This window comes from Bacillus sp. FJAT-50079, assembly GCF_018343515.1.
Classification (GTDB): domain Bacteria; phylum Bacillota; class Bacilli; order Bacillales; family Bacillaceae_C; genus Lederbergia.
On sequence record NZ_JAGYPD010000006.1, the window covers coordinates 231,306 to 243,640 of the forward strand.

The 12,335-nt window shown below is 38.8% G+C and carries 15 protein-coding genes; 13 read left to right on the forward strand and 2 right to left on the reverse strand.

What is annotated here, in order from left to right:
• Window positions 1-3 precede the first annotated feature (3 nt).
• On the forward strand, window positions 4-201 hold the full coding sequence (locus tag KHA95_RS17315) for a zinc-finger domain-containing protein (protein ID WP_213138811.1): 198 nt from the start codon (window positions 4-6) through the stop codon (window positions 199-201).
• Between the two features lie 29 nt (window positions 202-230).
• Here the strand turns inward: KHA95_RS17315 and cspD are convergent, their stop codons facing one another.
• Window positions 231-431, reverse strand: a complete 201-nt coding sequence (gene cspD / locus KHA95_RS17320; RefSeq protein WP_213138812.1) for a cold-shock protein CspD — start codon at window positions 429-431, stop codon at window positions 231-233.
• Between the two features lie 249 nt (window positions 432-680).
• On the opposite strand from cspD, the gene mntR reads away from it, so the two are divergent.
• The 11 genes from mntR to KHA95_RS17375 all read left to right on the forward strand — a co-directional run bounded on the left by mntR (window position 681) and on the right by KHA95_RS17375 (window position 10,427).
• Complete coding sequence (mntR, locus tag KHA95_RS17325; protein WP_213138813.1) at window positions 681-1,124, forward strand: transcriptional regulator MntR; 444 nt, start codon at window positions 681-683, stop codon at window positions 1,122-1,124.
• A gap of 44 nt (window positions 1,125-1,168) precedes the next feature.
• Window positions 1,169-1,852 carry a class I SAM-dependent methyltransferase gene (locus KHA95_RS17330; protein WP_213138814.1) on the forward strand — a complete coding sequence of 228 codons (684 nt, stop codon included), beginning with the start codon at window positions 1,169-1,171 and terminating at the stop codon, window positions 1,850-1,852.
• A gap of 36 nt (window positions 1,853-1,888) precedes the next feature.
• On the forward strand, window positions 1,889-3,778 hold the full coding sequence (locus KHA95_RS17335; protein ID WP_213138815.1) for an ABC-F family ATP-binding cassette domain-containing protein: 1,890 nt from the start codon (window positions 1,889-1,891) through the stop codon (window positions 3,776-3,778).
• Between the two features lie 82 nt (window positions 3,779-3,860).
• Window positions 3,861-4,988, forward strand: coding sequence for a conserved virulence factor C family protein (locus KHA95_RS17340; protein ID WP_213138816.1), 1,128 nt, complete (start codon window positions 3,861-3,863; stop codon window positions 4,986-4,988).
• 22 nt (window positions 4,989-5,010) lie between these two features.
• Window positions 5,011-5,445 (forward strand): BrxA/BrxB family bacilliredoxin, encoded by a 435-nt coding sequence (locus KHA95_RS17345; protein ID WP_213138817.1) that lies wholly within the window; start codon window positions 5,011-5,013, stop codon window positions 5,443-5,445.
• A gap of 266 nt (window positions 5,446-5,711) precedes the next feature.
• Window positions 5,712-6,314, forward strand: a complete 603-nt coding sequence (locus KHA95_RS17350; protein ID WP_213138818.1) for a YpjP family protein — start codon at window positions 5,712-5,714, stop codon at window positions 6,312-6,314.
• A gap of 121 nt (window positions 6,315-6,435) precedes the next feature.
• The gene (locus KHA95_RS17355; RefSeq protein ID WP_213138819.1) at window positions 6,436-7,128 is read left to right on the forward strand and encodes an anthrax toxin lethal factor-related metalloendopeptidase; all 693 of its coding nucleotides are present in this window, start codon (window positions 6,436-6,438) and stop codon (window positions 7,126-7,128) included.
• A gap of 12 nt (window positions 7,129-7,140) precedes the next feature.
• Window positions 7,141-7,935, forward strand: a complete 795-nt coding sequence (locus tag KHA95_RS17360) for a thymidylate synthase (protein ID WP_213138820.1) — start codon at window positions 7,141-7,143, stop codon at window positions 7,933-7,935.
• Window positions 7,932-8,420, forward strand: coding sequence for a dihydrofolate reductase (locus KHA95_RS17365; RefSeq protein WP_213138821.1), 489 nt, complete (start codon window positions 7,932-7,934; stop codon window positions 8,418-8,420). Before KHA95_RS17360 ends, KHA95_RS17365 begins: the two co-directional genes overlap by 4 nt.
• Before the next feature lie 230 nt (window positions 8,421-8,650).
• Window positions 8,651-9,592: a WD40/YVTN/BNR-like repeat-containing protein gene (locus KHA95_RS17370; protein ID WP_213138822.1), complete on the forward strand. Its 942-nt coding sequence runs from the start codon at window positions 8,651-8,653 to the stop codon at window positions 9,590-9,592.
• The gene (locus KHA95_RS17375) at window positions 9,579-10,427 is read left to right on the forward strand and encodes a hypothetical protein (protein ID WP_213138823.1); all 849 of its coding nucleotides are present in this window, start codon (window positions 9,579-9,581) and stop codon (window positions 10,425-10,427) included. The genes KHA95_RS17370 and KHA95_RS17375 overlap by 14 nt, the downstream gene beginning before the upstream one ends.
• A gap of 251 nt (window positions 10,428-10,678) precedes the next feature.
• Here KHA95_RS17375 and trhA read toward each other — a convergent pair whose 3' ends face one another.
• Window positions 10,679-11,329 (reverse strand): PAQR family membrane homeostasis protein TrhA, encoded by a 651-nt coding sequence (trhA, locus tag KHA95_RS17380; RefSeq protein WP_213138824.1) that lies wholly within the window; start codon window positions 11,327-11,329, stop codon window positions 10,679-10,681.
• A 152-nt stretch (window positions 11,330-11,481) separates the two neighbouring features.
• On the opposite strand from trhA, the gene KHA95_RS17385 reads away from it, so the two are divergent.
• Window positions 11,482-12,324 (forward strand): DegV family protein, encoded by an 843-nt coding sequence (locus KHA95_RS17385; protein ID WP_213138825.1) that lies wholly within the window; start codon window positions 11,482-11,484, stop codon window positions 12,322-12,324.
• The last annotated feature ends 11 nt before the right edge of the window (window positions 12,325-12,335 follow it).

Genomic DNA, 12,335 nt, shown 5'->3' on the forward strand with positions numbered 1-12,335 from the left:
TGTATGACACGTTCAAAGATTTTAAAAGAAATTGATGAAACAGTTTCCTACTTTTGCCAAGATTGTTTATTGCGTTCACATTTTAAAAGGACATACAGCAAAACATACGCCCATCGTTTTTGTATTCATCAATGTACGGTCGGGGCGGAAATTCAAAAAAAAGGAAGAGGATTGTTGGGCAGCGACATAGAAAAAGGCTGAACGCAAAAGCGTCAGCCTCGTAAGATATATTATAGTTTAGTTACATTAGCAGCTTGAGGTCCGCGGTTTCCTTCTACGATTTCGAAAGAAACTTCTTCGCCTTCTTCTAATGATTTGAAGCCTTCAGATTGAATTGCTGAGAAATGAACGAAAACATCTTCTCCACCTTCAACTTCGATGAATCCAAAGCCTTTTTCATTATTAAACCATTTAACTTTACCGTTTTGCATATTACTTATTCCTCCTAGATCTTACAGCACGTTGTGCCATGAAAAAATATTATCACCAAATTAGTTAGATGATACATTCAATTTACAATTAAATACTATTAATGTCAAGACTGTTGCCAATATATTTGCTTAATTTTAGTGAATTTTCAAGCCCTTGGCAAAATGGCGGGCATGCCTTTACTTGTTAAAAGGAAGTGGATATAGTAAAATTTTAGATGCTGATTATTTTGAGGGGAGGGAGACGGTCGGATGCCAACTCCAAGTATGGAAGATTATATTGAACAAATATATCTTTTAATCGAGAGCAAGGGGTATGCCCGGGTGTCAGATATTGCGGAAGCTTTAGATGTTCACCCCTCCTCAGTCACAAAGATGGTACAAAAGCTTGATCGTGACAGCTATCTGATTTATGAAAGATATCGTGGGCTCGTTCTAACCGCGAAGGGGAAAAAAATTGGACGAAAACTTGTCGATCGCCATGATTTATTAGAAAAGTTTCTAAAAATCATCGGTGTAAATGAGGAGAAAATATATGATGATGTAGAAGGAATTGAACATCATCTTAGCTGGAATTCGATTGAAAGAATTGGAGATCTCGTCGAGTATTTTGAGGAAGATCCCGAGCGAATTGAGAGGCTAAAATTAATACAAATCAAAAACGAAGAAGAAGCAGCTGATAAAGAACCCATTTAACGTGGTTCTTTTTTACGTAAAAGAGCGGAAAAGAGGTGGCATAGATGGGCGAAGGTTCATGGCTTGAGCAAGCGAAAACCTCATGGGATAATAAGGCAGCGTATTGGCATCAAAATAGTATGAATATGTGGGAAACAGGTAGTCGGAAGGAAATCATTCCGTTTATGACGAAGTATATTTCAGCGGGGAGTAAAATCGCTGATATCGGTTGTGGTGATGGCTACGGTTCAAAATTATTACATGATCACGGATATCTTGTCGTTGGGATGGATCTTTCGGAGGAAATGATCCGGATTGCTAAACGACAACAAAAGGACCACCTCACTTTTCAAACCGCCGATGTACAAAACATCCCTTATGATGCTGGAACCTTTGATGGCGTCATGTCGATTAATTGTTTGGAATGGACAAAGTCACCGCTGGAAGCATTGAATGAATTACATAGAATCACAAAAGTCGGAGGTCATGCCTGCATTGGTATTTTAGGCCCGACTGCCAAACCGCGAGAGAATAGCTATCCAAGATTATATGGAAAAAAAGCCATTTGCAATACGATGATGCCTTGGGAGTTTGAACGTTTAGCTAGCGAAAATGGCTGGAGGAAAATCGCGGAAAAAGGGGTATATAAACGCGGAGTGACAGAAGCAGTAGTAGGGCCACTTGCCAATGAATTAAAGCAGGCATTAACATTTATGCAATTGTTTCTGCTTGTGCGTGTCGATAAATAATTGAATGAACAAAATGCGAATAGGATGTTTAATAATATGAAAATATTTTCAGCTGAAAATCTGTCAAAAACATATGGTGATAAGCGGGTATTTAACGATATCACTTTTCATATCCAGGAAAAAGAACGAATTGGCTTAATCGGCGTTAACGGAACGGGTAAATCAAGCTTGTTGAAAATAATCGCTGGAATTGATGATCTAGATTCAGGGCGAATGACACATCCAAAAGACTATTCAATTGGCTATTTACCTCAAGAACCGTTGCTCGATGAAACATTAACGATTCTTGAGCAGGTGTTCCAGAGCGATGCACCATCCATTAAATTAATGAGGGAACATGAAGAAGCACTTATCCAATTAACAAGCGATCCAGAAAATGAAGCATTACAACAAAAACTTTTTCAACTGCAAAAGCAAATGGATGATACGAACGGTTGGGAAGCAAGTACAAATGCAAAGACGATTTTATCGAAGCTCGGCTTTGATGATATTTCTGCAAAAGTCAAACATTTATCCGGTGGTCAGAAAAAACGAGTAGCCCTTGCACAAATACTAATTGAAACACCTGATCTATTACTTTTAGATGAACCGACGAACCATCTTGATTATGAAACAATTCAATGGTTGCAAACGTATTTAAGCAAATACCATTATGCAGTAATGATTATTACCCATGATCGTTATTTTCTCGATCAAATCGCTACGCGAGTGTTTGAACTAGACAATGGGAATCTCTATTCCTATACAGGAAATTATGAAGCTTTCATTGAGGCGAAATCATTGAGGGAAGAACAGGAGCTTCAGGCTGAAGATAAACGGCGGAATTTATACCGCAGAGAATTGGCATGGATTAAGCGTGGTGCGAAAGCGCGCTCAACGAAGCAGAAAGCGCGAATTCAACGATTTGATGCGCTCTCATCAGAATTAGGCCATGTGCCTGCAAAAGAAAACCTCGATTTAGCGATGCAAGGGACACGGCTTGGCAAGCAAGTATTTGAGTTTATTGAAGCGAATAAGTCATTTGAAAATCGGAAAATATTGCACGATTTTAATTGGCTTGTAAAGCCGGGAGACCGTTACGGAATTGTTGGGAAGAACGGCAGCGGTAAATCGACATTGTTAAATCTTTTAGCTGGAAAATTGCGGATTGATAGCGGGGAATTTCATACAGGTCAAACGGTAAACATTGCTTATTACACGCAAGAGACCGATATGACCGATGAAAATACGCGAATGATTGCTTATATACGTGAGGCAGGAGAATTAATCGAAACGGCTGATGGGGACAAAATTTCGGCATCACAAATGTTGGAGCGTTTCCTATTTCCGATGAGCACGCACGGAACACCGATTAAAAAGTTATCAGGTGGAGAAAAACGTCGCTTATTTTTACTAAAGCTGCTAATGGAAAAGCCGAATGTATTATTACTTGATGAACCGACGAATGATTTAGATACGACAACATTGACAGTTTTGGAGAATTATATTGAAGAGTTCCCTGGTGTTGTCATTTCTGTTTCTCATGATCGCTATTTCTTAGACAAAACGGCTGAGCAATTACTTGTCTTTCAAGATGAGGGAAACATTGAACGATATTACGGAACGTATTCCGAATACTTAGAGTCCACTGTTGAGGCGGAGAAAGCGAGTCAAACTTCACAACCGAAGCGCGAGGAACCTGTTAAACCTTCTAGCGAACAAGAAAAAAAGAAACGGATGACATATAAAGAAAAAATGGAATGGGAAACAATTGAAGATGATATTGCTGAGCTAGAGGAAAAAGTGGAGCAGTTAAACACGGAGCTTCTCTCGATTGGAAGTGACTTTGAAAAAGCACAGCGACTGATGGAAGAAATTGAAAAAAACAATGAAAAATTAGAGCAACGGATTGCGAGATGGACATACCTCTCTGAATTTGTTGAATAGTACGGAACAATAGTGGCGATCAGCCGCCTATGCTACAATATAGATGGAATATGCCCATTTTTGAGAAGAAAGGTGGAGCTTAATGAAGATCATATCAATTGAACCAACTCCAAGTCCGAATACGATGAAAATTAATTTGGATGAAGAGCTTCCAGCGGGAAAAAGCAATAATTATAAGAAAGACCAATCGGAAGGTGCTCCATTGATCATTCAAAACATCCTTGCAATTGAAGGTGTAAATGGTGTTTACCATGTTGCCGACTTTATAGCGATTGAAAGAAATGGTCGATTTAGTTGGGAAGAAATTCTTCCACAAGTGAGGCAAGCTTTCGGTGAAAATGTTGAAAATTATGAAGTAGCAACCGATCAGTTTGATGAGCATTACGGTGAAGTCAATGTTCAAGTGTTAATGTTTAAGAATATACCTACCCAAGTAAAGCTGCTAACGGGCTCAGAGGAAAAACGATTCGCGATGCCCGACCGTTTTTTACAGGCATTAGAGCAGGCTCAACTTGAAGGTGAAAACTATGTACTATTGCGAAAGTGGAAAGATTTTGGTGTAAGATACGGTGATCTCGAGCAATTAGGGAAAGACGTTGTCGAGGAATTAGGTGCCGCCTATCCTAAGGACCGTTTAAAAGAACTCGTTGAACTAGCGAAAAATCCAATTAATGGTGGAGAAATAAAACAAGTGAAAAAAATCAAGCTTATACCTGAGCAATTGGATGATCCAGATTGGAAAACACGCTACCAGCTTTTAGAACAAATGGATGATCCGACGATCGAAGACTTGCCAGTATTAGAAAAAGCGTTAGCAGATGAAAAGTCTTCCATACGCCGACTCGCCGTCGTTTATTTGGGTATGATTGAGGATCAACGAGTCTTGCCGCTTTTATACATTGGGTTAAAAGACAAAACGGTTCCTGTTCGAAGGACGGCTGGTGATTGTTTATCAGATCTTGGTTTTCCAGAAGCGATGGATGAAATGTGTAAGGCGCTCAATGATCGAAGCAAAATTGTTCGCTGGCGTGCAGCGATGTTCTTATATGAAGTCGGAGATGAGCGGGCATTACCTGCGCTGAAAGCTGTGGAAAATGATCCGGAATTTGAAGTGCAGCTTCAAATTAAAATGGCGATTGAGCGCATTGAAGGTGGAGAAGAAGCGCGAGGTTCCGTTTGGAAGCAAATGACAGAAGCGAGAAAAAGTTAATATTGATGTGGAGGGATTTACAATGTCAATGGCTTATGAAGAATATATGAGGCAAGTAGTTAAACCGATGAGAGAAGAATTAACGGCAGCAAACTTTCAAGAGTTATTAACAGAAGAGGAGGTTGAGCAGTTCATAGAGAAGGTGGAAGGAACAACACTCGTTGTTATTAATTCTGTCTGTGGCTGTGCGGCTGGACTTGCGCGACCAGCTGCGATCCATGCTGTTGCAACAAGCGAAGTAAAGCCAGACCACCTCGTCACCGTTTTTGCTGGCCAAGAAAGGGAAGCGACAGCAAAAATGCGCGAGTATTTTCAAGGCTATGAGCCGTCATCCCCATCAATGGCTTTATTAAAAGGGAAAGACGTTGTCCATTTTATTCCGCGTGAAGACATTGAAGATAATGAAGTAGAAGAAATTGTTGAAAATCTTACTCATGCTTTTCAGCAACATTGTTAATTGACGAAAATAAAGCAATGGGCTTTTTTGCCCATTGCTTTATTCTGCGATTGCTAGGTAAACAAAATAACCGAGCATAACAAAAATTCCGATTGTAATCAATGCTGAAGTCATTGAGACATCCTCCTTTTTTCAACTATCTATATTATACCTAAATTAATTATGAAAGCTATTTTTGAAATTATGAAACTTTACCTATGGTAGTTACGTCTATTAAGGTATATGATAGAAATATCATATTTGACTAATGGAGAAGGGGTCGTCGGATGAAACAGTGGCTTCGGAAATCGCTTATTATTTTAGTATCTATTATAACGTTCGGTACTGTTACACCATCACATCCAGTTTGGTCTGAAGAACAAGGTGTTGCAAAGTCACAGCAACGCGGAGAATCTTCCGGGCATACTGCAAGTCAACCAACTGTTGAGACGACAATACCGACGGAAGTTGTAAAAGCCGGGAAGGATGATTTTATCCAAACGATGACAATTGAAGCTGAACGGCAGTCAATTGAAAAGTTTGGCCCCAAAATTTCGAATGTGATTGAAAAAGAATTTCGTGATGTTGTATTACCAAATATTGAAGCAGCAATTGAGATGACAGCTGCGCAATTTCCGGAGGAATCGTTATCGCAATTAGCGATTACAGAAAGCCCAAGCGGTGGCGTAAGCGAGAAAATTTTTCACATTTATAATGCAGAAACAAACAAAGATATTATTCGTTTTCATGTGAGAAGGGACAAGCCTCCATTGGAAGGGTATCAATTTAACTTCCACTACCATACTTACCACGATCATTTTCAAACACATTACACATTAGGTACGATTTATTGGGATAAAAACACACCCCCTAAATGGAAAACTGTTTAACTGGAAAACAAGTGCGAAAAACCGTACTTGTTTTTCTATTTATCTTCAATTCTCGCTGACTCTAATCCATGTTATAATAGAATAATATTACTAATCTTATAACATGAAGGAAGAGTCAACAATGAAAAAGTGGACGTTATTCCCACTCTTAATCATGATTGTCATTGTAGGGACGGGCTTATCAAGGCCTATATATGATGGAGTACTCTTGTATAAAAGTCCGTTATTTCCACAATTACATCTGCAATCCGAGCAATTATTAAAATATATGATCGTATTGCCTGAAGGCGATTTTGATGAAGAAGAAGCGACAAACATGATTCATAGATTGGACCAATTGCCACAAACGATTTTACAGGAGTTAAAAAACAAAAACATTAAGGTCGTCTTTTTTACTGGAAAATTAACCGATCAACGTTATACATCGTATTTAAAAGGAGTTGTTCCTCGCGGCTACCCCGATTCGATTGTTTGGGATGACGTACCTGGAATTGGTGGATCAAAGCTTGTTCATGTTAAGATAGGTCATAGTGAATATGGCAATGGGCATGGGTCCGTTAATCTTGAATTCCACGAGGTAGCTCATAGCCTTTATCGCTATGTGTATCGTGATCCCGATATGGACGCAAAACTGAAGGATGCCTGGGAAAAAGAAGCGAAAAGCTTATTCCCAGAACAGAAATATTTTCTCGATTACGAAGAAGAATTTTTTGCTGAAAGCTTTGCATACTATTTTCTATCTAATGAATCAAGAACAAAATTAAAACAGAATGCACCACATATGTATGCCCTTTTTGCTGAAATAGATGAATAGGAAGTGTTTGGAATGGAACAATATTTGAAATTATGTCAACATGTACTTGAAAATGGAACAAAAAAAGAGGATCGAACGGGAACGGGAACGATTAGCACATTTGGCTATCAAATGCGCTTTGATTTACAAGATGGTTTCCCATTGCTTACGACAAAAAAACTTCATACGAAATCAATCATTCATGAACTGCTTTGGTTTTTAGCTGGAGATACAAACGTTTCGTATTTGCAAGAGAATGGTGTAAGAATATGGAACGAATGGGCAGATGAAAACGGTGAGCTTGGACCTGTATACGGGAAACAGTGGAGATCTTGGGAAGGGGCAAATGGTCAAACGATTGATCAAATTCGGATCGTGCTTGATCAGCTAAATAATAACCCTGATTCAAGAAGAATGATCGTCAATGCCTGGAATGTGGCGGATATTGATAAAATGGCTTTACCACCATGCCATTGTTTATTTCAATTTTATGTAGCTGATGGAAAGTTATCTTGTCAATTATATCAAAGATCAGCAGATATTTTCCTCGGCGTACCTTTCAATATTGCCTCCTATGCTTTATTAACAATGATGATGGCCCAAGTATCAGGCCTTGAGCCAGGTGAATTTGTCCATACACTTGGTGATGCCCATATTTATAGCAATCATATTGAGCAAGTGGAACTTCAGTTAGGGCGAGATGTGCGTTCGCTTCCAACGATGCGGATCAATCCAGATGTTAAAGACTTATTTGCATTTACATTTGAAGATTTTACATTGGAAAATTATGATCCACATCCACATATTAAAGGAGCTGTAAGTGTATGATTTCTTTTTTATGGGCGGAAGATAGAAATGGATTAATTGGTAAAAACAATGACCTGCCATGGCGTTTGCCGGCAGATTTAAAATATTTTAAAGAAACGACGATGGGTCATCCGATAGTGATGGGAAGAAAAACATATGAATCAATTGGACGACCTTTACCAGGCCGAACAAATATTATTTTAACGCGTGATCAAAATTATCAAACGGAAGGCTGTCTTGTTTTCTATTCAAAAGAAGCGTTATCCGAGTGGATTAGCACGCAAAATACAGAAGTTTTTATTACAGGTGGTTCAGAAATATTTTCTTTATTTCTTGAAGAGGTTGATCGATTATACGTAACAAAGATTGATGAAGTGTTCGAAGGAACCACATATTTCCCTAAATTAAATTGGGATGAATGGACGCTTGATTCAAATCAAAAAGGTCCAAAGGATGAAAAAAATCCGTACGATTATGAGTTTCAAGTGTATGAAAGACAGAGATGAAAAGGGAATATCCTTAGTACCTCGTTTACAAAAACAGGAATGTTCTAGCGTTAAAGCATTCCTGTTTTTTTTTGTTAATTAGAGAGTCTCAAACTGAAAAGATGGTAATTGAAGGTTTCTCCCAATCGAGTAAAATTCCATCGGATGCAAATTGTTTAACAAGTTATGTTAATATTTAATCAACTTAATTATGATGTAAGATAGGATTTTGAATAGAGGAGGTTTCCTATGTGCAAAAATTCATCCTAAGTGTTTCCGGCGTGATGGTCCTGGTTTTAATGATTGCCACCATTTTTTATCATCAAAAATCCACGGCCATAACACAGCCGCGGCCACCACAATTCGGACAAATAAGCGAAAATTCAATGATTCAAAAGGAACAAGAGCCCGAAATGCTACACCCGATAAACAATGAAAAAGTGACATACAGTTTGCAAAACAACGAATTGAACATTTCCTTTGATCAAGGAGCCAATTGGCAGGTTGTTCCGGTTAAAATGGATCAGCTGTTCGGCGGGGAATATCAAGGAAACAAACAAGAATTAATCACGGACAGTTATCTTTTAACGGAAAATGTAGTTGCGTTTTTATATGTGGATGGGGCTGAATGGGAAAATGAAAGTGTCCGGATGATTTATTCAAAGGATCAAGGAGCAACATGGAAAGAATCTGTCATTGCGGATCCTTTTTCACATGTCCGTTTTAGAATAATAGATTTTGTGAATGATCGTTTCGGCTATGCGATTCTTTCTGGTGACCGCACGATGTCCCAAGAATTTTCCCAAGTGTATGTAACAAATGATGGCGGTGAACATTGGGGGCCAACAACTAATTCCGAGATTACTAGACTCATTGCGGGGGGCGGGTTTGTTGATGAGGAAACTGGATTTTTATCCTATGGCACGATCAATCCGGAGGCCCCGGACTTATATGTTACCCAAGATGGCGGTAAGTCCTGGCATGAAGCAATGATGTATATACCCGAAAAATATAAACGTATCTTTGTCATCGCCGAAACACCGATAAAGGAAGGCGATCATTTGGCTGTATTGGTTAATCAAGGCCCAAATGGGGATTATGCCGGTGGGCTTGTAAAAGGTAAATTTATTTCAACAGATCATGGCGCAACTTGGGAGTTTGCGATGGAGGTACAGCCTGATGAAATGGAATAAAATAATTGGCTGGTTGTTCCTAGTTTTGGCGGTTGGCCTTTTTTGCCTACAAATCGGCTACTTACTTGTTTCTAGCCAATTTCAAGTCGAGTATATCGACAATCGATTATTTTACATCGTCAATATTTTGTGTATCATAAGCTTTCTGGCTGCTGTTTTGTTTCTTTTTGGAATGTCAAAAAAAGGAACGATAATCAGTGCAAGCATTGTCCTTGTTTTTGTGATTGTCCAAGCGACTCTACTCTATAACAGCAATGGAAAAATTAAGAACATCACAAGTATTTCACCGGACTACAAGCATGTTCTTGGATTAAAAGAAAATATACCTCGTGGTGAAACAGTATACTATCGTTCCTATTACGGGATTCTTGCACGCCCGAAAGAGGCACTTCCATTTAGGGCAACTGGCGAATTTAAGGTGCAATGGTTAGCAAAAGATGTCGCTGCTGTTACATATAAAACGACAGATGGCTTGATTCAACAATTTATCGCCACCTATGGCAACCGCGGGGGTGCCTCCTATTATAATGTTGGACCGGAAATTCAAGGCATCTGGGAAGGTGAAGGGGTCACCGTTGATAGTGACACAGAAGGGATTGCGGTCACGGTAAAAGGCCAATCCGAGCAGTTTACTTGGGACCATGTTTATCAATATGGCACACTTGCGATTGTTTTAAAAAGGGATCAAGAAGCAGTATGGACCATTGCCTTGGGGGAAAATATCAAAATTCATTCGCATTCCGCGATACCGATAGGCGGAAATATTCTTCTATATAAGGCAACAATGGATGATAACGATGCAATTACTTTGGAGTACAAGGGTAGGTACGATTAATTATTTGTCTTGATTCTGAAAAATTAACAAAAATGATAATTGCGTATCTTTTAGATTAATTGCGTAAGTTTCAGGTGTAATTACGTATCTTTTTCATTAATTGCGTAAGTTCAAAGCCTAATTGCGCATCTTCCATTAAAAAGAATAAACCTTTTTAAATTGGAACCCTTCTGCAGATCAGCAATATAAAAAGGCAAGTAGTCCGTACTTGCCTTTTAATTTTCGTGAGATTTCTATATAAAATAAAGTACTTACACGTAAAACAAAATACAAAAGTACATAAACCCACTGCCAGCAATAACGAATAAATGCCAAATCGCATGTGAGTATGGCAGATTGCGCCAAATATAAAAAATCGCACCAACGGAATAAAGCAAGCCTCCTGTTAGCAATAAGGCAAATCCAGCACCACTTAAACTTGAATATAGTGGTTTAATCGCAATAATGACTAACCATCCCATCGCGAGATAAAAAATCGTGGAAAGGATGCGGAAACGATTGATTAAAAAGCATTTAAAGGCAATTCCAGCAAACGCTAATCCCCAAATGATTCCAAATAATGTCCAACCTAGTACCCCGTTTAAGGCAACGAGGACGAGCGGAGTGTATGTTCCTGCAATAAGCAGATAAATGGCCGAATGGTCTAAAATAGCGAATAGATTTTTTACTTTCGATGGCTTGAAACTATGGAGCATTGTTGAAAATAAATAAAGTAAAAGCATCGATACACCGAAAATCGTAAAGCTGACGATTTGCAGTGCTCCTCCCTTTTGTGCAGCTGCAACGATCAATACGACCAATGCTGGAATGCTTAAAAGAAAGCCAATTCCATGTGTAATCGCATTTGCTAATTCTTCCTTCCAATTGTATATCTGTCCATCTGTATAATAAGTTGTTTCCATGCCACGCCTCCTATCTGTCTCTTTCCATCTTATCTCGATCAAACAATGATAGCAAATATGAATATGAACGTTTTGCAAATTACAGCTCTTTTCTACCTTTATTATTGTTCAATCGGTATAATGTAACATGATACTAATAAGGACGTGACTAAATGAAAAAAATGACGATTGTAACAGATTCGACTTGCGATTTAACAGAAGAAGAAATTGCCCAACTAGATATTCATGTCGTGCCATTATCGATTATCATTGATGGTAAAACATATATTGATAGAGTGGATATTTCGCCAGAAGCTTTTATAGAGAAGATGGAACAGGCAGATGAACTACCTAAAAGCTCACAACCAGCCGTAGGTGAATTCCTAAAATTATTTGATGAATTGGGTAGGGATGGCAGTGAAGTTCTTTCCATCCATATGTCTGGAAAATTAAGTGGTACGGTCGATGCAGCTCGAACAGCTGCACAAATGTCAAATACGAACGTAACAATTATTGATTCTTTCTTTACTTCAAAAGCATTAGGATTTCAAGTGAGAAAAGCGGCTCAGCTCTCCTTATTAGGTAAATCACTAAAAGAAATAACTGTGGAACTTGAACGAATTCGGACAGAAACTAAATTGTATATTGTCGTTGATACACTTGAAAATCTATTAAAAGGCGGCAGAATTGGCAAGGGAAAAGCATTGCTCGGTTCATTGCTCCACATTAAGCCAATTGCAAAATTGGAAGATGGTGAGCTATCGCCAGCAGCAAGAGTAAGGAATCATTCACAAGCAATTAAATACTTAATGAAACAATTATTACAAGATATCGAAGGCAAAACAATTAGGCGTATTGAGCTCGCCCATGCGGATGGATACGAGTTGGCGCTAAAAATGAAAGCGAAAATCGAGGAACTAACAGGATTTGACAAGATTGACATTCATTATACAACACCTGTGATCGCAACACATGCAGGGCGAGGTGCAGTCGGGTTCATGTATTACGCTGATTAATAAAGAGCGTT